Raw genomic sequence first — 25,456 nt, forward strand, 5'->3', positions numbered from 1 at the left:
GCAATATCAGATGCGATTACTGTGCCAGTTCGCCATTAAACTGAGGCAGAGCCTGGCGGAAAGCACGGGTTTTCCAGATCATATAAACCAGGCCAATTGCGCCCCACACCAGTCCCAGCGTCATTGAACTGCTTTCCAGATTCATCCACAGCACCCCCACCGTTCCTGCACCAATCATTGGCAGAACCAGGTAGCTGAAATGGTCCCTGAACGTTTTGTTACGGCGTTCACGGATATAGAACTGTGAAATCACTGACAGGTTAACGAAGGTAAAGGCCACCAGCGCACCGAAGTTAATCAATGCGGTTGCCGTCACCAGATCAAAGGAAATAGCAGATAATGCCACGCCACCGACCAACAGTACGTTGATTGCCGGAGTCCGCCATTTCGGATGCACGTAACCAAATACTTTTTCTGGGAATACCCCATCGCGACCCATCACATACAGCAGGCGCGAAACGCCAGCATGTGCCGCCATTCCTGATGCCAATACCGTGACACAGGAGAAGCACAAGATAACTGACTGGAAGAATTTGCCAGCAACAAACAGCATAATTTCCGGCTGTGACGCATCAGGATCAGTGAAGCGCGAAATATCCGGGAAATAGAGCTGTAAGAAATAAGACACCACAATAAAGATCACGCCGCCAATCAATGCAGTCAAGAAAATCGCTTTCGGGATCACTTTACCGGCATTGGGGGTTTCTTCAGACAATGAACTAATGCCGTCGAAACCCAAGAATGAGAAGCACAGTATCGTGGCCCCGGTTATCATTGGCACCAAATGGGCATTTTCAGAATAGAATGGGCGTGGGCTAACCAATGTACCCGCACCTTCACCCTGATAAACGCCATGAATCAATAGCCCCATAAAGACCACCATGATAGCCACCTGAACCACAACAATAACCGAGTTCAGGTTTGCTACCACGTTGATACCACGCAGGTTGAACAGCGTCATCAAGCTGACCAGCGCGCCAACAAAAATCCACGATGGCACACCGGGGAAAATCGCTTCGAGGTAAATTTTTGCCAACAGAATATTAATCATCGGCATGAACAGATAGTCCAGCAGTGATGACCAACCCACCATAAAGCCAACATTCGGGCTAATGGATTTCTGGGCGTACGTATACGCCGACCCCGCAGACGGGAAGCGTTTAACCAGTTTGCCATAGCTGATTGCCGTGAATAGCACCGCAATCAACGCAATGGCGTAAGAGGTCGCGACATGACCATCGGTCAAGCCAGATACAATGCCAAAAGTATCGAAAATGGTCATCGGCTGTAAATAAGCCAGACCCATCATCACCACTTGGACCAGTGTCAGTGTTTTTCTGAGTTGAACGCGGTTGTTAGTACCCGTTTGGTTAGTACCGACTGCGACAGTAGCGTTATGCGTCATGATTCAGCCTCCCCATACCTTTAACCCGATTCGCAAGTGTAGCGCACAGGTTAGAGGTGACGGGGAAACTTCGTATCTGCCTGGGATACGTAAGTGGGGAAATGAGAGCGGAGTAACGGGTATTTGCCATACCTGCTGCGCCATAATCGCTGCATGTGCAGCGCATACCGGTGGGCACCGGTGCCAGTGTGAATAATTGCCCCATCTTTCTTTCCTCATAACGGCGATTTCAGTATGTGAATAATCGCTCGCGGACCTGTTTATCTATCCGGATCGTTGTCCGGCCTCTTTATTTGTGAAAACATGAATGCAAAAAAATAACCGACGCGTTTAAACGTCGGTTATTGCATGGTGCGTATTTTGCCCTAAGTTGAGAGCAAAAAACAAGATGTTAAAGCACTTGAAACAATATTCTTATGACAGTTTGATCTAAATGGCTATTCCCGCGTGCTATCAGCGCTGAGCCGCTATCTCTACTCGCTCAATTGCCGCCCACAGTTTGTCTGAATTCAATGCAATTGGCAGATAATGAATTGACTCACTCGGCTTCAGAATTCGGCCAATCACCCGCTCAATAGCATCGCGGTCATTGATATCAACATCCAGCGCCGCTAAATGGGTTGGCAAACCTAATGTGTTAAAGGCAATAATCAGCGATTGCAATGCATCATCCTGCTCCAGCAGGGCTGTCTGGACCAAGATACCGTAAGCCACTTTGGTGCCGTGCAGGAAATGTTCTGTTTGTGGCAACAGGGTCAGGCCATTGTGTACCGCATGTGCCGCCGCGACCCGGGTATAACGCTCCCCCAACCCGCCGACCATGCCCCCACCGGCAATAATCGCATCCACCACATCCAGAAAGTCTTGCGTCAGTTCACCTTGTTTAATCGCTTGTAACGCGGCCTCACTTTGCTTTAGCAGCACATTACGAATATCCAACGCAGCCTGTAATCCAAGGCGAACGGTGAGCGATAAAGTTTCCGGCTGTGGGCTAAGTACCACGGCTTCGTACCATTTCGCCAGCGTATCGCCAATACCCGCCAACAGATATTCCACTGGGGCCTGTAAAATGATGCGCGGTTCCACTAATACTAACTGATTGGCGTCATTGAAAATTTCAAAATTCAGTGCCTGCCCAGCGTCGCTATACCAGACGGATAGCGGCGTCCAGGCGGCGCAGGTTGCGGCGATAGTCGGGATAGCGACCAGTGGCAACCCCAGCTTACGCGCCACTACTTTTGCGGTATCCAATACTGCCCCACCGCCGATACCGATCACCACCTGGCGGTCATTGCCCGCCGTTTTCACTAAATCAGCAACAGTAGACTCACTGCAATGGGTTGAAAACGCAGCACGCACCGCTTGTGGCCCGTGGAACGCGGTGGGCAAGTAATCACTGGCTGCCGCCAAGGCGCGTTCACCGAAGATCCACAGTGCCTTATCCAGTACCGCCGGAGGATAGAACTCACTCAGTTTGTCGATAGCACCCGGAAAAGAAAAATAGTTGGCCGGGCCTACCTGTACCCGGATTGCATTCGTGCTCATCGCCGTTCCTTTTGAATGACATTCTTATCGCTGTTTTTCTCATCTTAAGGGGTAAGCCAACAATGTTTAATAATTTTTTGATATACCTTAAGTACTTTAGTTTGTTGCGAATAATAGAAACTGTGTTAAAAAAGAAAGCTATCAGCAGCATTATTGACTGCCTGTTTCTCCGGTGAGTTGGCCTGAGAGAATTCGTAAACCTTTCCCGGAAGAGCCAAAAAGGGTAGGTCGCCAATATACTTTATAGGGCAGTCACAGAAATTTATGTCCAGTATTAACTCCTCCCGCCTTGAGATGCGTAATATCTCTATTTCGTTTTCTGGATTTCATGCCCTGCAACAAGTTGATTTTACACTGGAAGGTGGTTCTACCCATGCTCTGGTCGGTGCTAATGGTGCTGGAAAATCAACCTTGATGGCTATTCTTTCCGGCGCTCACAGTCACTATCGTGGTGAGATCTATATTGACGGCCAACAGATAGATATTCATTCCCCCCGACAAGCTAAAAAACAGGGTATCCATGTGGTTCAGCAAGAGGTTGATGTCGCGCTGATCCCCACCCTGTCTGTGGCGGAAAATATTATGCTGGATACGCTGGCGGAGCGGGGACATCTGTTTAACTGGCCACAGCTTTACCGTCAGGCAGAAGCGCTACTCAGGCAACTTGATCTTAAATTGAATGTGCGTCAACGTTTGGCATCCTGCACGCTGGCAGAGAAACAACAGGTGTTATTAGCCCGCGCCCTTTCCCACCAATGCCGTTTCTTGATTTTAGATGAACCCACCGCACCACTGGATCAAGAAGAGAGCGCACGCTTATTCCGCGTAGTCCGCCGCTTGCAATCGGAAGGCATAGCAATCGTTTTCATTTCACATCGCATCCATGAATTACGCGAAATTTGCGATCAATTAACAGTGTTACGTGATGGGCGGCGTGTGAGCCATGATGCCATGGGTGAGCTAAGCGGCGAGCAGATTGTGGAAAAAATGCTTGGCCATACGCTAGATGATATTTTCCCCCCGCGGCGAGCGGTGGTCAGCCGTAAAACACTGCTGGCAGTACGTGGTTTACATGATCAACACAAATTGCGTGATATTTCCCTGACATTGCATGAAGGGGAGATCCTAGGCATTGCTGGGTTAGCCGGTGCGGGGAAAACCGAACTGTGCAAAGCGTTGTTTGGCGCAACACCCAGCCGTGTCGACAGTGGTGAATTACAAGGTAAAGCCTGGAAACCACGGTCGCCCGACCAATCTGTCGCACAAGGATTGGCATTGGTACCGGAAGAGCGGCGCAAAGAAGGTATTTTTATCCACGAAGGGATTCCGATGAATCTCAGTGTGGCCGCCGATGACAGTTTTTCCCGCTGGAGTATTTTTAGCCGCCGTCAGGAATTGAATTGGGCCAAAGCATTAATTCAGCGCCTTGGGGTGCGCACCTCTTCGCCGCAACAGAAACTCGCGCGCTTGTCGGGAGGCAATCAGCAGAAAGTGGCGATAGGCAAGTGGTTGCGCGGTGATGCGCAGGTACTGATTTTTGATGAACCGACTAAAGGGGTCGACATCAAAGCCAAGCAAGACCTGTTCACTCTGATTGACGGTTTAGCCCAGAGTGGGAAAGGCATTATTTATGCATCCGGTGAATTCTCAGAATTGGTCGGTTTATGCTCTCGCATCTGTGTGTTGTGGGATGGGCGTATTGTCGCCGAACTGAACGCCGCTGATGTTGATGAAGAGACATTATTACTATTCTCTACTGGAGGAACCCCTCAGTGAACAAAGAAATCCCCCTAGCCGACGCACAACCATGGCGTCATCAGCTCTTTGATTTTCTCTACAAATGGGGGATGTTGCTCACCGTTGTGGCGCTAATCGCGTTATTTGGCTTGACATCGGATAACTTCCTCGATCCAAACAATATTATCAATATTTTGCGCTCCATCGCCATCGTGACGGTGATTGCCATTGGGGTGTCGATTTCGCTGTCGATTGGTGGTTTTGATCTGTCGGTGGGTTCAACCGCCTCACTGGCGAATGCCATCGTGGTATCGCTATTTGTCTGGTACGGTTTTGGTACCACCGGTGCCATTATTCTGACGCTCTTGATTTGTACCTTGGTCGGTCTGTTTAACGCGTTTCTGATCGTGGTATTGAAGATCCCTGACATGCTAGCCACCCTTGCCAGTCTATTTGTGATTCAGGGCGTGGCGATGACCTACAGCTATGGCGGATCTATCACGCAAAATATGTTGTTACCCAGCGGCGATATGGCGGAAGGTGTCATACCTGAGATGTTTTCAGCACTGGGCCAAGTACCGGTAATTGTGCTGATAATGTTGGCGGTAACAATTGTAGTGCAGTTGTATCTGTCGCTAACCAAACATGGTCGGCGTATGTATGCGATTGGGGGGAATCCAGAAGCCGCTCGATTGGCGGGTATCCGTACCGTGCGTTATCGGGTGCTGGCCTATGTGCTCTCTTCACTGTTAGCGGCGCTGGGTGGCATTCTGTTGGCATCACGGATTGGTTCATCGCAAGTGAACGCCGGGGGTGGCTACCTAATGGATGCCGTAGCGGCGGCGTATATCGGTTTCTCTTTGGCGGGTTCTGGCAAACCCAATGCTTTCGGCACCTTAATTGGTGCGGTGATCTTGGGCGTATTACAAAACGGGCTGGTGATGCTGTCAGTACCTTATTATGCCATGGATATCATCAAAGGGCTGGTATTGGCGATGGCGCTGGCGCTGACCTATATCCATCAAAAGCGGTGATAGGGTATTGATTCTTATTTTGAATGCTTTCAATGCACATCCATTCAAGGCGTAGCGAGCTAAGTCAGACTGAGTGCGTACAGTGCGCAGTACCCGGAGCATACACGTAGTATGTGAGGAGTACGAGCACTGCACAATCTCAGTATGACAACGCGCAGTAGCCGATAAGATAATTAATTCAAAGGCATCCTGCTTGGATCTGGATATTGATACTCAAACCCCAGTTCGCTACAAATCTTGCTGCCATCAATCTCACGGGGTGCTTCCTCAATATCCTCGGGAGCAAACTCCGGTGGCGTCAATTGTAATGCGCGCGCGCACTCAGGATAGAAATCACGTTTAGCGGGGTGATGTGACGCGCACAGATTATAAATATGGCCGCCTCTGGGCAAATTAAGTAGCAATTCGATGGCAGAAATAACATCTTCCTGATGCACCAAATTAACACCTAAAGATCCACCTTTCACACCGGTTTTCCCTGCCAGAAAACGCCCTGGATGACGATCAGTGCCCACTAGCCCAGCAAGGCGCAAAATATCCACCGAGGTATTGGGTAACTTATGCAACCACAGTTCTAGCTCCATCAGCGTTTTACCGGCAGTGGTCACCGGTTGTAGCGGTGAACTCTCTTTGATTCGGCCACGGGTTTCGCCATACACCGAGGTAGAGCTGGTAAAAATAATGCGCGGCATACCGAAAGCCAATGCGCTGTCGACCACCATCTGTACCGCCTGAAGATATTGATCCCCACGTTCGGCGGTGCGGCTGGCAGGTAAGGTAATGACCAGAGCATCGGCGGTCATCAGTTGCTCCAGATCGTCTGGAGAGCAAATTAGTTGCGGTGTCAGTTGCAATTGAAAACAATCAATGCCGCTCATTCTGGCGGCCTCGACACCGTCTGGCGTAGTCTTGCTGCCAACCACTTGTACTCCACGGCGGATTAATGATTGCGCCAACGGCATACCCAGCCAGCCCAACCCAATAATGGCTACTTTCTTCATTTCAATTGCTCTCCACGGAGTCATACCGATAACACACGTAATACTCATAAGTTACGCCAACTACAGTTCCCTAACAATTACTCTCTATTATGAGTGTCTTTCTATAAATCGGTATAATGACCATTGGTAAATATTTCATGCTTAGGCTGCCATAGAACCAAGTGATAACCACCAAATAGAAAATCATTGCTGGTTGATAAGTCGAATCCAGGCATCGTGAAATAACAGCATCAGGCGAAAAAAAGGTTGCACCATACCAATCAGATGGTTTACGTTGTTTGACAGAGATTATGCCATGTTCTGGCTATGTGTTTATATCAAGGCTATTTTGATTTGCTCAAAACCGCCCAAACAGAGAAATTACTATGAACTGCGTTCAATTTAATCACCATCATCACCATCATCCTGATTAGTCTTACAGGCCGATGTGTGCTGGAAGACGGTTAACGAATCTTCCAGGTGGCGGTAGAACGCAATAGAGAAAGCCCTCGGAAGATTATCTTCCGAGGGCTTTTTTGTTGCTCATCATTTTATATGATTAATTAATAGATTGAGGATTTACCATGCTGGATAAAACACGTTTACGCATTGCGATGCAGAAATCAGGCCGCCTGAGTGATGATTGCCATGAATTGTTATCGCGCTGCGGGATTAAAATCAATTTGCAACAACAGCGCCTGATCGCTTTTGCGGAAAATATGCCAATCGATATCCTGCGGGTACGTGATGACGATATCCCAGGGCTGGTGATGGATGGGGTGGTTGATCTGGGGATTATTGGCGAAAACGTGCTGGAAGAAGAGCTGTTGAGCCGCCGCGCTCAAGGCGAAGACCCACGTTATTTCACATTGCGCCGTCTGGATTTCGGTGGCTGCCGTCTGTCGCTTGCGGCCTCATTGGATACCGAGTATACCGGCCCGCAATGTCTGCAAAATAAGCGCATCGCCACCTCTTACCCGCACATCTTAAAGCAATACCTCGACAAACAAGGGGTTGCCTTTAAATCCTGCTTATTGAACGGTTCCGTTGAAGTGGCACCACGCGCCGGTTTGGCCGACGTCATTTGTGATTTGGTGTCAACCGGTGCCACGCTGGAAGCCAACGGCCTGCGCGAAGTTGAAGTCATTTACCGCTCCAAAGCGTGCCTGATTCAGCGTGATGGCGAAATGCCAGCCGATAAGCAGCAACTGATTGATCGCCTGATGACCCGTATTCAGGGCGTGATTCAAGCGCGTGAATCCAAATACATCATGATGCACGCACCTAGTGATCGTCTGGACGAAATCATTACTCTGCTACCCGGTGCCGAGCGCCCTACCATTCTGCCATTGGCCGGCGATAAGAGCCGGGTAGCAATGCACATGGTCAGTAGCGAGACCCTGTTCTGGGAAACGATGGAAAAACTGAAAGCACTGGGTGCCAGCTCCATTCTGGTATTACCGATTGAAAAAATGATGGAGTAACTGATGCAGCCGACGAATTTCAATACCCTAATCGACTGGCAGCAATGCAGTGAAGAGCAGCAAAAGGCGCTGCTCAGCCGCCCGGCTATTAATGCCTCTGACAGGATCACCGCAACCGTCAGCGACATTCTTGATCGGGTGAAAGCCGAGGGTGACAGTGCCTTGCGTGATTTCAGCCAACGCTTTGATACGGTGCAGGTTGCCGATATCCGCATCAGTAGCGATGAGATAGCTGCCGCTGCCGGGCGCTTGAATGACGACATTAAACAAGCCATGGCGCAAGCGGTACGTAATATTGAAACCTTCCACAACGCGCAGAAAATGCCAGTGGTAGATGTTGAAACTCAGCCGGGCGTGCGCTGCCAGCAAATCACCCGCCCGATTGCCTCCGTCGGCTTGTATATTCCAGGGGGATCTGCCCCGCTGCTGTCTACCGTACTCATGCTCGGTACTCCGGCACGCATTGCTGGTTGTCAGCGGGTCATTTTATGTTCCCCGCCGCCGATTGCCGACGAAATCCTGTATGCCGCGCAACTGTGTGGGATTAAAGAAGTGTTCCAGATTGGTGGGGCACAAGCGATTGCGGCTATGGCATTCGGTAGCGAATCAATACCGAAAGTGAACAAGATTTTTGGGCCTGGCAACGCGTATGTCACTGAAGCGAAGCGTCAGGTAAGCCAACGTTTGGATGGTGCTGCAATTGACATGCCGGCTGGCCCATCAGAAGTGTTGGTTATCGCCGACAGTGGCGCGACACCGGCGTTTATCGCCTCTGACTTACTGTCTCAGGCAGAGCACGGGCCTGACTCACAAGTGGTATTACTGACCCCAGATGCCGCCATTGCCCAAGCGGTCGCCGTTGAAGTAGAGCGGCAGCTTAAGTTGCTGTCACGCGCCGATATCGCTCGTCAGGCACTGGAAAGCAGCCGCTTGATCGTCACCAAAGATTTGCAACAATGTATTGATATCAGTAATCAATACGGCCCAGAGCACTTAATTTTGCAAATCCGCCAGCCGGAAGACATTATCGATCAGATTGATAATGCCGGTTCAGTCTTTATGGGTGACTGGTCGCCAGAATCTGCGGGGGATTATGCCTCCGGCACCAACCACGTGTTGCCGACTTATGGTTATACCTCAACTTATTCCAGTTTGGGTCTGGCCGATTTTGTTAAGCGTATGACCGTGCAGCAATTAACACCACAGGGCTTGCTGGGTCTGGCTCCAACAATTGAAATCTTAGCGCAAGCCGAACAACTCACCGCCCACAAAAACGCCGTTACCCTACGTGTCGCGGCCCTGACAGCCGCCAATAAGGAGCAAGCATGAGCCAATCTACCAACGTCACCGATTTGGCCCGCGCCAATGTCCGTGCCCTGACCCCTTATATGTCTGCCCGCCGTTTGGGCGGTAATGGCGATGTGTGGCTTAATGCCAACGAATACCCGCTGGCAACTGAATACCAACTTACGGCGCAAAACTTCAACCGCTATCCCGAATGTCAGCCGAAACAGGTGATCGAGCGTTATGCCGCCTATGCCGGTTTAGCAACCGATCAAGTGTTAGTCAGCCGTGGTGCCGATGAAGGTATTGAGCTGCTGATCCGCGCATTCTGTGAACCAGGTAAGGATGCGATACTCTTCTGCCCGCCAACCTATGGTATGTACGGCGTTAGCGCGGAAACCTTTGGTGTGGAACTGCGTACCGTACAAACCACCGCTGACTGGCAGTTAGATCTACCAACAATTAAAGAAAACCTGGATCGAGTGAAATTGATCTATGTTTGCAGCCCAAATAACCCGACCGGCAATTTAATCAACCCAGCCGCGTTGCGCGACGTGCTGGAACTGGCACAAGGCCGCGCTATCGTGGCTATTGATGAAGCCTATATCGAGTTCTGCCCACAGGCCTCGGTAAGCGGTTGGTTAAAAGATTATCCGAATTTAGTCATTTTGCGCACCTTATCGAAAGCTTTTGCTTTGGCCGGTTTACGTTGTGGCTTTACCTTGGCTAACAGCGATATCATCCAATTGCTGCTTAAAGTAATCGCACCGTATCCGTTGTCTACACCGGTGGCCGACATTGCTGCGCAAGCGCTCAGCCCACAAGGTCTTGAGCAAATGCGCCAGCGGGTGAAAGAGGTGCAAGCTAACCGCGCATGGTTACAAAACGCGCTGCAAGATTGTGCCTGTGTTGAGCAGGTATTTACCAGTGAAAGTAACTATTTACTGGCCCGGTTTACCGCCTCCAGCAGCGTGTTCAAAACACTGTGGGATCAAGGCATCATTCTGCGTGACCAAAATAAGCAACCGGGGTTATCCAACTGCCTGCGCATTACGGTAGGCACCCGTCAGGAATGTGAGCGAGTGATTGCCGCCCTTGCTCCCCTGCCCGGTATTGATAGCTCCAATAGCACTAATACCTCCAGCCTCCGTAAGGAAACGATATGAGCCAGAAATTTCTTTTTATTGACAGAGACGGCACCTTGATTGCCGAGCCACCGGAAGACTTTCAGGTTGACCGGCTGGACAAACTGGCGCTGGAGCCAGAAGTGATCCCGGCCTTGCTGGCACTGCAAAAAGCGGATTATCGTTTGGTGATGATCACCAATCAAGATGGCTTGGGTACACACAGTTTCCCACAGGAAACGTTTGATCCTCCTCATAACCTGATGATGCAAATATTTAGCTCGCAGGGCGTCAATTTCGAGCAAGTGCTAATTTGCCCGCATCTGCCTGCGGATAATTGTACTTGCCGTAAGCCGAAAACCGCGTTGGTAGAAAGTTATCTGGCTGAAGGCGTGATGAACAGTGCCAATAGCTATGTTATCGGCGATCGCGAAACTGACCTGCAATTGGCTCACAATATGGGCATCAGCGGTTTGCGTTACCAGCGTGATGGCCTGAACTGGTCGCAGATTGCCAAACAGCTAACCCAGCGAGACCGTCATGCCTATGTTAACCGTGTCACCAAAGAGACGGCCATTGACGTAAATGTGTGGCTCGATCGCGAAGGGGGCAGCAAGATCAAAACCGGCGTGGGCTTCTTCGACCATATGCTGGATCAAATCGCCACTCACGGCGGTTTCCGTATGGATATTCAGGTCAGCGGTGATCTCTACATTGATGACCACCACACCGTAGAAGATACGGCGCTGGCACTGGGTGAGGCGATTAACAACGCACTCGGTGACAAACGCGGTATCGGCCGTTTTGGTTTTGTCTTACCAATGGACGAGTGCCTGGCGCGCTGCGCGCTGGATATTTCTGGCCGCCCGCATCTGGAATACAAAGCGGAATTTAATTACCAGCGCGTGGGTGACCTGAGTACTGAGATGGTCGAGCACTTCTTCCGTTCCCTCTCCTATGCCATGGCCTGTACTCTGCACTTGAAAACCAAAGGCCGTAACGATCACCACCGGGTCGAGAGCTTGTTTAAAGTGTTTGGTCGTACTTTACGTCAGGCGATCCGTGTTGAGGGCAATACCCTGCCAAGTTCCAAAGGAGTGCTGTAATGAATGTGGTGATTCTGGATACGGGGTGCGCCAACCTCTCCTCTGTCACCTATGCGGTGCAGCGTTTGGGGTACGCGCCAGTTATCAGCCGTGACCCTGAGATTGTACTGCGTGCAGATAAGCTTTTCCTGCCAGGTGTCGGTACTGCCCATGCGGCAATGGATCAGTTAAAAGAACGCGAACTTATCGAACTGATTAAGAGCTGTACTCAGCCAGTATTGGGTATCTGCCTTGGAATGCAGTTGCTGGCGACCAGCAGCGAGGAAAGTGGCGGTATTGAAACTCTCGGTATTATTGATACGCCGGTAAAACAGATGATGGATTTTGGTTTACCGCTGCCACACATGGGCTGGAATCAGATTACCCCACAGGCGGGTAATCATCTGTTTCGTGGGATCCCGGATGGGACCTATTTCTACTTTGTGCACGGATATGCAATGCCAATATGCCCAGATACCATCGCCCAGGCCAATTACGGCGAGCCATTTACCGCCGCAGTAGAAAAAGACAACTTCTTTGGCGTGCAGTTTCATCCGGAGCGTTCCGGTGCGGCTGGGGCCCAATTGCTGAAAAACTTTCTGGAGATGTGAGCACCATGATTATTCCCGCTTTGGATTTGATCGAAGGCAAGGTAGTGCGTTTGCATCAAGGCGATTACGGCCAGCAGCGTGATTACGGTAATCACCCACTGCCCCGCTTACAGGATTATCAGCAGCAAGGCGCTCAGGTGTTACATCTGGTCGATCTTACCGGGGCCAAAGATCCGGCAGCCCGTCAGATCCCGTTGCTGCGCGAGTTACTGGCCGGTGTGGATGTTCCGGTGCAGGTGGGTGGTGGCATCCGTAACGAACAAGATGTGGTCGCACTGCTGGAAGCCGGTGCAACACGGGTTGTCGTGGGTTCAACAGCCGTTAAACAGCCAGAAATGGTGCAACAGTGGTTTGAGCGCTATGGCGCTGAGGCCATCGTATTAGCACTGGACGTCCGAATTAATGAGGCGGGCCGCAAACAGGTGGCTATCAGTGGTTGGCAGGAAAACTCAGATGCTACGCTGGAACAAATCGTCGAGCAATATCTGCCGTTTGGCCTGAAGCATGTGTTATGTACCGATATTTCCCGTGATGGCACCCTGAGTGGTTCCAATGTAGAACTGTATCAGGAAGTGTGCCAGCGCTACCCACAAGTGGCATTCCAGGCTTCCGGTGGTATCGGTTGTCTGGATGATATTGCCCGCCTGCGTGGCAGTGGTGTGCAAGGTGTGATTGTGGGCCGCGCGCTATTGGACGGCAAGTTTAACGTGAAGGAGGCGATCGCATGCTGGCAAAACGTATAATCCCTTGTTTGGATGTGAAAGACGGCCAAGTCGTCAAGGGTGTCCAGTTCCGTAATCACGAAATCATTGGCGATATCGTGCCGCTGGCGCAGCGTTATGCACAAGAAGGCGCAGACGAGCTGGTGTTTTACGATATTACTGCGTCATCTGACGGCCGTGTGGTCGATAAAAGCTGGGTATCGCGAGTCGCAGAAGTGATTGATATTCCTTTCTGCGTGGCGGGTGGGATTAAAAGCGTTGAAGATGCAGGCCAGATCCTGACCTTCGGTGCCGATAAAATATCTATCAACTCACCAGCGCTGGCTGATCCAACCTTAATTACCCGTTTGGCCGACCGCTATGGCGTACAATGTATTGTCGTCGGTATTGATACTTGGTATGACGCGGAAAGTGGTAGTTATCAGGTATATCAATTTACTGGTGATGAAAAACGGACCAAAGCCACCACCTGGCAGACCGAGGATTGGATCAAAGAAGTCCAGTTACGTGGAGCCGGTGAGATTGTGCTGAATATGATGAACCAAGATGGCGTGCGCAACGGCTACGATTTACGTCAGTTGAAACAGATGCGAGCCATCTGTCATGTTCCGTTGATTGCCTCAGGTGGTGCGGGTACACCGGAACACTTCCTTGAAGCTTTCCGTGACGCAGATGTCGATGGTGCGCTGGCAGCCTCGGTGTTCCATAAACAAATCATTAATATCGGCGAATTGAAGAAGTATTTGTCTGAACAAGGCGTGGAGATAAGAGTGTGTTAAGCGAACAACAAGTTGCCCAACTGGATTGGGATAAAGTCGACAATCTGATGCCAGCCATCGTACAGCATGCCATTTCCGGTGAAGTTCTGATGATGGGGTATATGAATCAGGAAGCATTGGCGGTTACACAGCAAACCGGCAAAGTAACCTTCTTCTCTCGCACCAAACAGCGTTTATGGACCAAGGGTGAAAGCTCCGGTAACGTGCTGAATGTGGTGAATATCTATCCTGACTGCGACAATGATACTCTGCTCATTCTGGCTAATCCTATCGGCCCAACCTGTCATTTAGGCAATAATAGCTGCTTCGCCCCGGCGGCCAGCGATTGGGGCTTCCTATACCAGTTAGAGCAGTTATTGGCCTCACGTAAATCAGCCGACCCAGCCAGTTCTTACACCGCCAAGCTGTATGCCAGCGGCACTAAGCGTATCGCGCAAAAAGTGGGGGAAGAAGGGGTAGAAACCGCCCTCGCCGCAACAGTGAATGATCGTGAAGAGTTGACCAACGAAGCATCGGATTTGATGTATCACCTGCTGGTGTTGTTGCAGGACCAAGATTTGAATCTGAGTAAAGTGATTGGACGCCTGCGCGAACGTCACGAGAAGTAACGCCTTGATTGGTGTTCTTACTGGTAAAAAAACGCCTCCGATTCAGCATCGGGGGCGTTTTTATTAGGGCAAACCTTTTAAATCAGCGACTGTCTGTTCTTGCTAAGTTTGTCTTAACAGCAAGTCCATTCAAGGCGTCGCGAGCGAAAGTAGTTTGATTGCGGACAGCGCACAGTCACCGGAGCGTACACACAGTACGTGAGGATGACGAGCACTGCCCAATATCAAAATACGAACGCGCAGTAGCCGTTAACTTAAAGCCATTCGGTGTGGAACACGCCGTCTTTATCAATACGCTTATAGGTATGCGCACCGAAATAGTCGCGCTGCGCCTGAATCAAGTTGGCTGGCAGTACGGCTGAACGGTAGCTATCGTAATAATTAATCGCCGCAGAGAATGTTGGTGTTGGGATACCGTTTTGAACAGCATAAGACACCACATCACGCAGTGCTTGCTGGTATTCATCAGCGATCTGCTTGAAGTAAGGTGCCAACAGCAAGTTAGCAATATCTGCATTTTCTGCATATGCATCAGTGATTTTTTGCAGGAACTGTGCACGGATAATACAACCAGCACGGAAAATCTTAGCGATCTCACCGTAATGCAAATCCCAGTTATTTTCGTCAGAGGCTGCTTTCAATTGAGAGAAGCCCTGAGCATAAGAGACGATTTTACCCAGATACAACGCACGGCGGATCTTCTCGATAAATTCAGCTTTATCACCAGTAAAAGGCTGCACTTTAGGGCCAGTCAGCACTTTAGAGGCAGCTACACGCTGATCTTTCAGAGAAGACAAATAGCGGGCAAACACAGACTCAGTGATCAGTGTTAATGGCTCACCCAAATCCAAAGAACTTTGGCTGGTCCATTTACCGGTGCCTTTGTTCGCCGCTTCATCCAGAATCACATCGACCAGATATTTACCGGCTTCGTCTTTTTTGGTGAAGATATCTTTGGTGATATCAATCAGGTAGCTGTTTAGCTCTCCTTTATTCCACTCAGCAAAGGTGCTAGCCAGCTCTTCATTGCTCAAGCCTAAAGACTGTTTCAACAGGGAATAAGCTTCTGCGATCAATTGCATGTCACCGTATTCAATGCCGTTGTGAACCATTTTAACGTAATGGCCTGCACCATCGGCACCGATATACGCAACACAAGCATCACCGTCATCAGCACGGGCAGCAATCTTCTCAAGGATAGGCGCAACCAGTTCGTAGGCTTCTTTCTGGCCACCTGGCATGATAGATGGGCCTTTCAATGCGCCCTCTTCGCCACCGGAAACACCGGTACCAATAAAGTTGAAGCCTTGCGCAGAAAGTTCGCGGTTACGGCGGATGGTGTCTTTGTAATAAGTATTACCACCATCAATCAGAATGTCACCTTTATCCAGATGCGGAGTCAGTGAAGCGATAGTCTTATCAGTGGCTTCACCCGCTTTCACCATCAGCAGGATGCGACGCGGTTTTTCCAGTGAATCAACAAACTCTTCCACGGTATAACTCGGCACCAGATTTTTACCTGGATTCTCGGCAACCACTTCGTCGGTTTTGTCTGATGAACGGTTAAAGATAGAAACGGAATAGCCACGGCTTTCGATGTTGAGCGCCAGGTTACGGCCCATCACCGCCATACCGACAACGCCAATCTGTTGTTTGGACATTAAAAAACTCCTGTCTGAAGGATGACACCTGTTACCGGCCTTGAGGCCAACAGGTTTTTGATGTGGGAAACATGTTAACTCAGGATTATGTCAGCTGGGTAGTGATTGGTGCGATAGATAGCACAACTGACCAGTTGCTGTTCGCACACGTTTGCTTTGGTAAAGTGCAAACCAATTTGACTCAATTGACCTGGCTGGCTTATATACAAAAAAAGCAACCCCATGGATTGCTTTTCATTGCTGCTGAAATTGGCTTATGCCACGAACTCTTTCAACCAAGCCTTAAATTCTGCGCCTTGCTTTGGATGGCGAAGACCGTAGGCGACATAGGCCTTCATATATCCGAGCTTCTCACCACAGTTATAGGATTGACCGGTTAAAGCGACGGCATCTACCGGTTTCTCAGCGGCTAATGCATCAATAGCATCAGTCAGTTGGATACGACCCCAAGCACCAGGTTTAGTTTTTTCCAGCATTGGCCAAATATCAGCAGACAAAACATAACGCCCTACAGCCGACAGATTGGATTTCAAGTCAGCCGGGCTTTGCGGTTTCTCAACCATCGCGTTAATCCGGCTACTTTCACCGGGTGCTAAATCTGACACTTCACAGGAGATAACCGAGTAGTTGGATAATGCTTCAGGTTCTACGGCATGCACCAATACCTGGCTGGTACCAGATTCTTCAAATCGTTTAACTAACTGAGCCAAATTATCACGGGTTAAATCCGACTTGGCGTCATCAATCAAGACATCCGGCAACAATACTGCAAAAGGTGAGTCACCCACTAGCGGTTTGGCACATAACACCGCATGCCCCAAACCTTCAGGATGACCTTGGCGGATATGCATGATAGTCACACCCGGCGGACAGATAGATTGAACTTCATCCAATAACTGACGCTTTACACGCGCTTCCAGCATGGCTTCCAGCTCATAAGAGGTATCAAAATGGTTTTCTACCGCATTTTTCGACGAATGGGTTATCAGAATGATTTCTTTAATACCAGCAGCAACACATTCGTTGACCACATATTGGATCAATGGCTTATCGACGATAGGCAACATTTCTTTTGGAATGGCTTTAGTCGCGGGGAGCATTCGCATACCTAAACCGGCGACTGGGATCACTGCTTTCAATTTGGTCATAATTAACCTACTGATTTCTTAAGGCGAATTTAAAATCTATTCCTACTCAGCCGCTAAGCTGGCGTTAGTCGATTTGCTGTTTCAGCCAGGCGTTAAAGCTCTCGCCTTCGGTGTTATGGCGAACGCCATAAGTGACAAAGGCTTTCATATAACCCAATTTGTCCCCGCAATCGTGCGATTTACCGGTCATATGAAAAGCCTCAACATCCTCTTGCTCCATTAACATCGCAATGGCATCAGTAAGCTGAATTTCATCACCCGCCCCGCGTGGCGTTTTCTTCAGCAGCGGCCAAATGTCTTTTGACAATACATAACGCCCAACCACGGCAAGATTAGAAGGCGCATCAGCAAGTGAGGGCTTTTCCACCACTGCCGTCATCAGGGTACTTTCACCCGGTGACAAAGCCACATGACCACAATCAGCAATACCGTACTTGGAAACATCAGCTTTAGGTACCGGCTCCACCATGATCTGGCTACGCCCAGTCTCTTCAAAGCGTTTAATCATACTGGCAAGATTCTCTTTAGATAAATCTGCTGTTGAATCATCGAGTAAAACATCTGGCAGCAGCACGATAAATGGGTTATCACCCACCATCGGTTGGGCACACAATACTGCATGCCCCAGACCTTTGGCATGGCCTTGGCGCACTTGCATAATAGTGACATCCGGCGGGCAGATATTTTGGATCTCTTTCAATAACTGCCGCTTAACACGTGACTCCAGTGCTGCTTCCAGTTCAAATGATGTATCAAAATGGTTTTCTATCGCATTTTTGGACGAATGGCTGACCAGCACTATCTCTTTTACGCCGGCGGCAACACATTCATTAACGATATATTGGATCAGAGGCTTATCCACCACCGGCAGCATTTCCTTTGGGATCGCTTTAGTCGCGGGCAACATACGTGTGCCAAGCCCGGCAACAGGGATCACAGCCTTCAATTTCTTTTCCATCTACCATACCTTTTCTGGAGTGGCCGTTAAGCAGGCCTTTGAATAGATACAAATTCGATCAGGTGATACTAACAATTTAGCGCGCAAGACTGTATTCCAAATCTTACTTATCCTATATTCATATATTATTTCAATGTGTTACCAGCACATCCAGACAAATAAAAAAGTTAACGTTCTGGTTGCGTATTATATTCCACATTCACACTTTGTTCAGCCAGACTGGCGTAATTTGTCGATTTATAAGACTCATTTGGCCATTTTAAGAATAAACTGAGTTGATATATTTAACGACTGAATGTTTTAATGGCTAATTTGATTGTTTTTCAATCGATTAAAATCGATATTTACCACCTCTGATGACTGTAGGTTATTTGCGCCATTTGCAATCAGTCTAGGCTATTACATGATTGGATGTTGAATTTTAGCCTATCAGCGCCCATTATTCACTTTGGCGGCATAAGCCGTAGAAATCAAAGGTGAAATTGGATATATGGAATGGATCGCAGATCCTACTATTTGGGCAGGGCTGGCGACGCTGGTGGTGCTCGAAATTGTATTGGGCATTGACAACCTGATATTTATTGCCATTTTGGCGGAAAAACTTCCTCGTCATCAAAGAGATAAAGCCAGAGTTACCGGTTTACTGTGCGCATTATTGATGCGCTTGGTACTGTTAGCCAGTATCTCATGGCTGGCCACATTAACGACACCCCTAATCACCCTTTCCCAGCACCCATTCAGCGCCCGTGACTTAATCATGCTGATCGGTGGGATATTCCTGCTCTTTAAAGCCACCATGGAGCTAAACGAGCGACTTGAGGGCAAGGACCAGCAGCAAAACCAACAACGCAAGGGTGCACGGTTCTGGCCTGTTGTCGCGCAGATTGTAGTACTGGACGCGATATTCTCGCTTGATTCGGTCATTACCGCCGTCGGCATGGTAGACCACCTCGCGGTCATGATGGCTGCGGTCTGTATCGCGATTGGCTTGATGCTGTTAGCCAGTAAGCCATTGACGCGCTTTGTTAATGCACATCCGACCATTGTCATACTTTGTCTGAGCTTTTTACTGATGATCGGCTTTAGCTTAGTGGCTGAAGGTTTTGGTTACCATATTCCGAAAGGGTATTTGTACGCCGCAATTGGTTTCTCAGTAATTATCGAATCACTCAATCAGTTCTCACAATTCAATCGTCGCCGTTTTTTGTCAACAGTTAGACCATTACGTGAAAGAACCGCGGAAGCGGTGTTACGTATGCTCAGTGGCAAACATGAAGAGGCAGAGTTGGATAATCATACAGCCAACCTAATCGCCGATAATACCAGTGTCGGCCAAGAGGTCTTCAATGAACAAGAACGCCGGATGATTGAGCGGGTATTAGGGCTGGCACAGCGTACAGTGAGCAGCATCATGACATCACGGCATGATGTGGAGTATCTGGACCTTAACGATCCCCCAGAGAAACTGTCTCAGTTGCTGACCAAAAATTTGCATACCCGAATCGTGGTCACTGAAGATAGTCTGACAGATGAACCCTTGGGCGTTATTCATGTCATTGATTTATTAAGGCAGCAGTTAGCAGGCGAAAAGCTCGACTTACGCGCATTGATTCGCCAGCCGTTGATTTTCCCCGAACAGGTTTCGCTGTTGATGGCGTTAGAGCAGTTCCGTCAGGCGCAGACGCATTTTGCCTTTGTAGTAGATGAATTTGGCTCCATCGAAGGGGTGGTTACTCTAACTGATGTGATGGAAACTATTGCCGGTAATCTACCCGTCGCTGGTGAAGAGTTGGATGCCCGCCATGATATTCAGCAAACCGAGGATGGCTGCTGGATTGCGAACGGTTACATGCCGCTGGAGGATTTGGTACTCTATCTACCACTGCCTCTTGATGATAAACGCGAGTATCACACCTTAGCCGGGTTAATCATGGAGTATACCCAGCGCATCCCGCAGGTCGGTGAACAGATGAAAATTGGTGACTATCTCTTTGAGCCATTAGAGGTTAGCAGCCATCGTATCTTGAAGGTAAAGATAACGCCGTTGAAAATACCTGACCCGGATTATGAGGTGTAACAAGTCGTCGAGATTTGGTGCAAAAGCCGGGTAATCTACCCGGCTTTTTTGTCGCAATAAGCGGCGATTACAAGTGCACAGGCACCAGGATTTCAGTGGCAACAATCACCACTACCAACCCAACTAAAACCGGTACCGAGGTACGTTTTACCACTTCAAAAGGTGAAATTTTTGCCATCCCAGCGACTGCAACCACCACGCCAGAAACTGGTGATAAAGTACGCCCTAAATTTGAAGCCTGTAGCATCGGAATAACCAAATAGGCTGGATTTATCCCCATTTGAGCTGCAAGCTTTGGAATCAGTTCAACAAACGCATAGAACGGCGCATTGCCTGACCCAGTGGTCATAGCAGCCAGCATCGTAATCACCACCAGTACTAGCATCATAATAATGCCACCGGTGCCAAAAGATTGAGCTAATCCAATCAGGCCACTGATAAAACCAACGGTACTCAACCCTTGTGCGAATACCCCAGCGGCAACCAATAACATCACCACGGTAGCGAACGCATCAGCCATACCACGATAAGCCACTTCAAGGCCGGTAAATACCGTTTTAGCGCTGAAACTGCGTAAGAACTCAATGACAGCGGCAATCAGCATACAAATCACCAACACCGTAATGATATGCAGCTCCGGCCCCCATTTACCGTCAAATATCAGCACACCGATAATCGGGGTAAAGGGTAAAATGGCATAAAAGCCCGGTGCATTGGTGGTGATGTCATTAACATCCATCATCTCATGCTTTTCCTGACTTTTATTATCCAGATAGCGCTGCCAGAAGAAATGAGCGATAGCCATGCAGACAATCGCAGCAATAGAAATAGGCAAGGTGGTTTTAAAAGCAAAATCCACCAGTGGCATCTCAGAGGCTTTCGCTGCCAGCACCACATCACCTGATGTTGGGGCTAGAATAATCGCCGCCGGTGATGCACAGATTGCGGCTGCGGCACCCCGACTGATACCAACGTTAACCATTACTGGGAACAGTGTCGCCATCAGTAACACGCCCAACCCGGTCGCTGATGATACCGCTAACGACATCAAGCAGGCCACCAGATAAGCCGCAACCATCAGTAAGTATGGTGAGTTGATCATTTGCAGTGGCTTGGATGCAATTTTTACCACTACATCATTGGCACCAATATGAGTCATATAAGCCGCAAAGCCACATAACATCATGATCATCATGCCAAGATCGCCACCACGGCTCATCAGCAAGATTTTGACATATTCAACAATGTCCGTCGCTCGCCAGCCCGTTGATGTTGCACTGGCAGGTAATACATTCTTGCCCATCAAGGCACTGATAATTAATAGCAGTAAGCCACCAACCATCAGCACACCCGTTGCTGAGTAGCCTTTAATGATATAACGGCCTACACCGACGGCTACGACTATCCCAATCAAAAGATCTAACATATACCCTCTCTGAGTCTTGCCTGTTGCTGTGTGTTGCTAAATATTGCTTCAGCATTATTATCGTTAAAATACATAATTGGCTCTGCACTCTGCCCAAAGTCCATCGGCGAGTTTATGACATCTATCAATGATTCGCAGAGATTTTAGAAACAAATAGTAGTTTGTGAGCAAGAGAGAGGATTTTATGTTTTGAATGGCGAGGTTGGCGAACAGTTACACAACAAATACATAACAATATGCCGCTATTGCCCCCGATAAACAGCCACGCCTATCGGAGGTAATAGGTCATTAAATTAAAGCTTATCGATAAGCTTTTTAAGATCTTTGCTGCCACGGCTTTGCTGATTCCGCTCAGCCCAATCATTAAGTGCTTTTTTAGCTCGCTGCTGTAATTCGTTTCGCAACAACTGCTCGACATCCAATTGATAACTGAGTTGAGTCCACGGACCATAAATACGCAGAGGGATATCGGTGCTTTGCAATATTTTGACCAGGCTATCTTGCCCGCTCCAGCCTTGCATCACTCGCACCGCCAGATTCATATCACATTGCTGTGCAGGTAAATTAAGTGACCCGTTACCTTTAATGGAAATCAATGCAGAATCAGCACTCAGATTGCTGACTTTCATCGCGCCTCTGTGCAAAGCCAGATTCGCCTGTAGTTGCTTAACCTCAGTATAACGCTCATAGCGATCCTGACCTTTGACATCACTGGAACTGCGAGTAACCGCCTGTTGAATAAGCTGCTGAATATTCAGCCCTTCCAGCCGTGCATTATTCATGCTGAGCTGCGCATCCCCCTGCCAGCGGTGGTTGAATGCATCAACCGTGATGCCATCCCCCGACAACTGCGCTTTCATGGAAAACTTGCCTGTCATCATCTGTGGCAAGCCAGCGGCCAATAAAACCGGTCCCAGTTGCATATGGTTTATCACTGGGTTAACGGCAGCCAGAACCTTTTTGCCCGTCACATCCAATGAACCTGGCAACGAAAAATCCCCCTCAACCGCACTACCGGTTAAACGGCTAATTTCTACCTTACCGCGCTGATTGGAGGCTTGAAGATTGAGCTGACTGACGTTAATCGCCCGATAGACCAGATTATTCGCCGTTAGTGATATTTGGGCCGTAAAGTCACGTAATGCCTGCAAGTCCTGCCCGACATCATCATCGGCCTGAATAGCGATCACCGGTGCGGTCACAGCAGACTGTCGGGGCGTTTCTTTACTGGCAACTGTACTTTTAGGTTCCCACCCAAAGATAGTGTCCAGATTAAGATTGTCAGCAGCCAAATTGATAACATAATCGGGTACCTCGCCCAAGGTGGCTCTGGCGGTCCCCGTCAACTGGTTGTTATTAGCAGAAAAACTCAGTTGGTTCAGCAATAGTTGCTGAATATCGTGTTGATAACTTGCTTGTAATGTCCCCTCGCCGCTCACACCGCCAACCGGAATATCCGCGCCTTCCAATTTATAGCTGAATTGGCTGATATTGGCGCTGAACTGCTGCGGATAATGGCGCATGTCTGCATCGGCGACCATTGAGAAAGTGACATCACGTTGATTACGATTAACACGGCTGGAGAGAGAGATATGTACCTGGCGTTGGGCATCTTGTTGAAGTTCAAGATTGATATCACGAACATTAACTTGATCATTGTCCGTCCGCTGCCAAATCAACAGGCTATCGGCAACTTGTACTTTATTGATGTCGAGCTTCCAGGCGCGTTGCTCATTAAGCGGTGCATTACCGGATGGCGCAACAGGGGCATCAGGCTGTTGTTGCGCCTCACTCTCTGGCGTCAAGCGGATAACCGCCCCCTTCAGCATCACCTGTTTCACCTCGAGTTGATGCGATAACAGTGGCCAAAGTTTGACATCCAGTCGCATATTTTCCGCACTAATAACCGGTGCCGCTGCACCAGGGGCGGTCAGTGCGGTCCGGCCCGCAATAATGCTAAGCTGTGGCCAAACATGCCAGCGCAAATCCCCTTCCAGTTGCAACTGATAACCACTTTTTTTCTCTACCTGTTTGACCATGTAGGCACGAAAGTCATTAGGATTTACCAGCAATACTAATGCGCTCATCCCTGCAACTAGCACAACCAGCAGGATAATTAACGTCGTCAGTAATCGTCTCATGACATCCTCTTGTCTAATCAGGCTAAAAAGTCCAAACAGGCTAAACTCTCAGCGAGAAATGGCTAGTCTTTATCTATACGACTGGCTACAGCGCCTTGTTGACCACGATATTTTGCGTCCTGACGGCTATTATAAGGGCGAGCTGCCGGGCCGGAGAGTGGTTCAAAACTCAGCGCACCAATTAACATCCCAGGGCGCAGCGCTAATGGCAACTTACCTGAATTATAGAACTCCAGCACAATCCTGCCTTGCCAACCGGGATCTATACGGTGTGCGGTAACATGCACCATTAATCCAAGGCGAGCTAATGAGGAGCGGCCATCAAGCCAGCCAACCAAGTCATCAGGGATTGTCACCGACTCTAGTGTCACGGCCAGCGCCAACTCCCCTGGATGCAGGAAAAATGCCTCCCCTTCCGGCAGATTGATCTCATCACTCATGACTCGTTCCAGCGCTTCGCTGACTTCATCCTTCGGGCCGCTTAAGTCAATAAATGCCGCCGTGTGACCATTGAAGACACGGAATTGGTTGCCTAAGCGAACATCGACTGTGGCACCATTGATACGTTCTACCGGTGGGCGAGGATCAATGCCTAACTTACCGCTGTCCAGCCAGGCTTCTATGTCACGATCGCACAGTCTCATTGCTAAAATCTCCATCAAAATTCGCATGTTACAGCTTACCTACTACGCAAGCTGCCATATTAAGAAGCAAAGGTCCAGACGAACATTACTCAAAGAACTGACTGATTTTCGCTTTTAGAATATCGATCGCAATTCGGTTCTTACCACCGCGTGGAACGATAATGTCAGCATATTGCTTGGACGGTTCTATAAATTGCAGGAACATTGGGCGCACTGTCTTCTGGTATTGCGCCATTACCGAGTCCATTGAACGACCGCGTTCATTGACATCGCGCTTCATACGGCGCATCAGGCAGATATCCAACGGAGTATCAACAAAGATAGAAAAATTCATTTCCTGACGCAGGCGGAGATCCGTTAACAACAAGATCCCTTCCAAAATAATCACTTTTTTCGGTTCTAAATGGACGGTTTCTTTTTTACGGGTGTGCTCAGTGTAACTGTAAAGTGGCAATTCAACCGGCTTGCCTGCTTTCAACGATTGCAAATGCTCCAGCAATAAGTTGTGGTCCATAGCACTCGGGTGGTCATAGTTGGTTTTGACCCGATCTTCCATCGACAGATGACTCTGGTCTTTATAATAACCATCCTCAGGAATAACGCCGATATGTTGGTCACCTACCTGTTCGCGTAATTCGCGATACAGCGTGCTGGCGATAAGACTTTTCCCGGAGGCAGAAGCACCCGCTATCCCGATAATGACGCACTGGTGTGCTTTGTCAGTCATAAAATTAAAGACCTGATTACGAAGTGTGAGGGGAGACAAAGCACGTAACGTGCTTCGAGCGCGGCAATTATAAGGAGTTAGCGGGTTTGATGCCAGCACTATACCCTGCGTCTTTGACGCCGCAGGGGTGTTAGCGGCTCTCACGCACCCGAATCACTGACTTATGTCAGCTCATCGGGATTTATTCGTTTACTGCCTACCTGCAACGCCAATGACTTTGGGTATGATTTTGTGTCTTTGACGCCGCAGGGTATAATTTTGCGTCTTTGACGCCGC

General features: G+C 49.1%; 23 protein-coding genes and 1 other annotated feature. Of the genes, 12 read left to right on the forward strand and 11 right to left on the reverse strand.

Annotation, left to right across the window (positions count from 1 at the left end):
* Positions 1-16 precede the first annotated feature (16 nt).
* The 3 genes from EL015_RS13560 to EL015_RS13570 all read right to left on the reverse strand — a co-directional run bounded on the left by EL015_RS13560 (position 17) and on the right by EL015_RS13570 (position 2,950).
* Positions 17-1,405, reverse strand: coding sequence for an APC family permease (locus tag EL015_RS13560; RefSeq protein ID WP_005187764.1), 1,389 nt, complete (start codon positions 1,403-1,405; stop codon positions 17-19).
* The gene (locus EL015_RS22095) at positions 1,395-1,610 is read right to left on the reverse strand and encodes a hypothetical protein (RefSeq protein WP_032906857.1); all 216 of its coding nucleotides are present in this window, start codon (positions 1,608-1,610) and stop codon (positions 1,395-1,397) included. Before EL015_RS22095 ends, EL015_RS13560 begins: the two co-directional genes overlap by 11 nt.
* A gap of 248 nt (positions 1,611-1,858) precedes the next feature.
* Positions 1,859-2,950: an oxidoreductase gene (locus tag EL015_RS13570; protein WP_005187760.1), complete on the reverse strand. Its 1,092-nt coding sequence runs from the start codon at positions 2,948-2,950 to the stop codon at positions 1,859-1,861.
* 264 nt (positions 2,951-3,214) lie between these two features.
* On the opposite strand from EL015_RS13570, the gene EL015_RS13575 reads away from it, so the two are divergent.
* Both EL015_RS13575 and EL015_RS13580 read left to right on the forward strand, forming a co-directional pair.
* Positions 3,215-4,726: a sugar ABC transporter ATP-binding protein gene (locus tag EL015_RS13575; protein WP_005187757.1), complete on the forward strand. Its 1,512-nt coding sequence runs from the start codon at positions 3,215-3,217 to the stop codon at positions 4,724-4,726.
* Positions 4,723-5,721, forward strand: coding sequence for an ABC transporter permease (locus EL015_RS13580; protein WP_032906856.1), 999 nt, complete (start codon positions 4,723-4,725; stop codon positions 5,719-5,721). The genes EL015_RS13575 and EL015_RS13580 overlap by 4 nt, the downstream gene beginning before the upstream one ends.
* A gap of 173 nt (positions 5,722-5,894) precedes the next feature.
* Here the strand turns inward: EL015_RS13580 and EL015_RS13585 are convergent, their stop codons facing one another.
* Positions 5,895-6,722, reverse strand: coding sequence for an SDR family oxidoreductase (locus EL015_RS13585; protein ID WP_032906855.1), 828 nt, complete (start codon positions 6,720-6,722; stop codon positions 5,895-5,897).
* A gap of 365 nt (positions 6,723-7,087) precedes the next feature.
* Here EL015_RS13585 and hisL point away from each other — a divergent pair, with 365 nt between their 5' ends.
* From hisL to hisIE, 9 genes are all read left to right on the forward strand, one after another.
* On the forward strand, positions 7,088-7,135 hold the full coding sequence (gene hisL / locus EL015_RS13590; RefSeq protein ID WP_105877057.1) for a his operon leader peptide: 48 nt from the start codon (positions 7,088-7,090) through the stop codon (positions 7,133-7,135).
* Positions 7,111-7,241: a sequence feature (His leader region), on the forward strand. It overlaps the preceding gene by 25 nt.
* Before the next feature lie 44 nt (positions 7,242-7,285).
* Positions 7,286-8,185 (forward strand): ATP phosphoribosyltransferase, encoded by a 900-nt coding sequence (hisG, locus tag EL015_RS13595; RefSeq protein WP_005187744.1) that lies wholly within the window; start codon positions 7,286-7,288, stop codon positions 8,183-8,185.
* Positions 8,186-8,188: 3 nt separating this feature from the next.
* Positions 8,189-9,514: a histidinol dehydrogenase gene (gene hisD / locus EL015_RS13600; protein ID WP_005187741.1), complete on the forward strand. Its 1,326-nt coding sequence runs from the start codon at positions 8,189-8,191 to the stop codon at positions 9,512-9,514.
* Entirely contained in the window at positions 9,511-10,635 is a 1,125-nt protein-coding gene (gene hisC, locus EL015_RS13605) for a histidinol-phosphate transaminase (protein ID WP_032906854.1), read from the forward strand. The genes hisD and hisC overlap by 4 nt, the downstream gene beginning before the upstream one ends.
* Complete coding sequence (hisB, locus tag EL015_RS13610; RefSeq protein ID WP_032906853.1) at positions 10,632-11,699, forward strand: bifunctional histidinol-phosphatase/imidazoleglycerol-phosphate dehydratase HisB; 1,068 nt, start codon at positions 10,632-10,634, stop codon at positions 11,697-11,699. The genes hisC and hisB overlap by 4 nt, the downstream gene beginning before the upstream one ends.
* Positions 11,699-12,289, forward strand: a complete 591-nt coding sequence (hisH, locus tag EL015_RS13615; protein ID WP_032906852.1) for an imidazole glycerol phosphate synthase subunit HisH — start codon at positions 11,699-11,701, stop codon at positions 12,287-12,289. The genes hisB and hisH overlap by 1 nt, the downstream gene beginning before the upstream one ends.
* A 5-nt stretch (positions 12,290-12,294) precedes the next feature.
* Complete coding sequence (gene hisA, locus EL015_RS13620; RefSeq protein WP_005187731.1) at positions 12,295-13,032, forward strand: 1-(5-phosphoribosyl)-5-[(5-phosphoribosylamino)methylideneamino]imidazole-4-carboxamide isomerase; 738 nt, start codon at positions 12,295-12,297, stop codon at positions 13,030-13,032.
* On the forward strand, positions 13,014-13,790 hold the full coding sequence (hisF, locus tag EL015_RS13625; protein WP_032906851.1) for an imidazole glycerol phosphate synthase subunit HisF: 777 nt from the start codon (positions 13,014-13,016) through the stop codon (positions 13,788-13,790). The genes hisA and hisF overlap by 19 nt, the downstream gene beginning before the upstream one ends.
* A complete protein-coding gene (hisIE, locus tag EL015_RS13630; protein WP_032906850.1) occupies positions 13,784-14,398 on the forward strand; it encodes a bifunctional phosphoribosyl-AMP cyclohydrolase/phosphoribosyl-ATP diphosphatase HisIE in 615 nt (204 codons plus the stop codon). The genes hisF and hisIE overlap by 7 nt, the downstream gene beginning before the upstream one ends.
* A 254-nt stretch (positions 14,399-14,652) precedes the next feature.
* On the opposite strand, the gene gndA is transcribed toward hisIE, so the two are convergent.
* From gndA to galU (EL015_RS13645), 3 genes are all read right to left on the reverse strand, one after another.
* Positions 14,653-16,059: an NADP-dependent phosphogluconate dehydrogenase gene (gndA, locus tag EL015_RS13635; RefSeq protein ID WP_005187719.1), complete on the reverse strand. Its 1,407-nt coding sequence runs from the start codon at positions 16,057-16,059 to the stop codon at positions 14,653-14,655.
* A gap of 254 nt (positions 16,060-16,313) precedes the next feature.
* A complete protein-coding gene (gene galU, locus EL015_RS13640) occupies positions 16,314-17,207 on the reverse strand; it encodes a UTP--glucose-1-phosphate uridylyltransferase GalU (protein WP_005187716.1) in 894 nt (297 codons plus the stop codon).
* Positions 17,208-17,271: 64 nt separating this feature from the next.
* Positions 17,272-18,165 carry a UTP--glucose-1-phosphate uridylyltransferase GalU gene (gene galU, locus EL015_RS13645; RefSeq protein WP_005187713.1) on the reverse strand — a complete coding sequence of 298 codons (894 nt, stop codon included), beginning with the start codon at positions 18,163-18,165 and terminating at the stop codon, positions 17,272-17,274.
* Between the two features lie 490 nt (positions 18,166-18,655).
* On the opposite strand from galU (EL015_RS13645), the gene EL015_RS13650 reads away from it, so the two are divergent.
* Positions 18,656-20,242, forward strand: coding sequence for a TerC family protein (locus tag EL015_RS13650; RefSeq protein ID WP_005187709.1), 1,587 nt, complete (start codon positions 18,656-18,658; stop codon positions 20,240-20,242).
* A gap of 67 nt (positions 20,243-20,309) precedes the next feature.
* On the opposite strand, the gene dcuC is transcribed toward EL015_RS13650, so the two are convergent.
* The 4 genes from dcuC to udk all read right to left on the reverse strand — a co-directional run bounded on the left by dcuC (position 20,310) and on the right by udk (position 25,180).
* Positions 20,310-21,668, reverse strand: a complete 1,359-nt coding sequence (gene dcuC, locus EL015_RS13655; protein WP_005187706.1) for an anaerobic C4-dicarboxylate transporter DcuC — start codon at positions 21,666-21,668, stop codon at positions 20,310-20,312.
* A gap of 293 nt (positions 21,669-21,961) precedes the next feature.
* Positions 21,962-23,809: an outer membrane assembly protein AsmA gene (gene asmA / locus EL015_RS13660; protein WP_005187703.1), complete on the reverse strand. Its 1,848-nt coding sequence runs from the start codon at positions 23,807-23,809 to the stop codon at positions 21,962-21,964.
* Between the two features lie 62 nt (positions 23,810-23,871).
* Positions 23,872-24,453 (reverse strand): dCTP deaminase, encoded by a 582-nt coding sequence (gene dcd, locus EL015_RS13665; RefSeq protein WP_032906849.1) that lies wholly within the window; start codon positions 24,451-24,453, stop codon positions 23,872-23,874.
* 85 nt (positions 24,454-24,538) lie between these two features.
* Positions 24,539-25,180 carry a uridine kinase gene (gene udk / locus EL015_RS13670; RefSeq protein WP_005187697.1) on the reverse strand — a complete coding sequence of 214 codons (642 nt, stop codon included), beginning with the start codon at positions 25,178-25,180 and terminating at the stop codon, positions 24,539-24,541.
* Between the last annotated feature and the right edge of the window lie 276 nt (positions 25,181-25,456).

The sequence above is a fragment of the Yersinia intermedia genome (assembly GCF_900635455.1).
GTDB lineage: Bacteria > Pseudomonadota > Gammaproteobacteria > Enterobacterales > Enterobacteriaceae > Yersinia > Yersinia intermedia.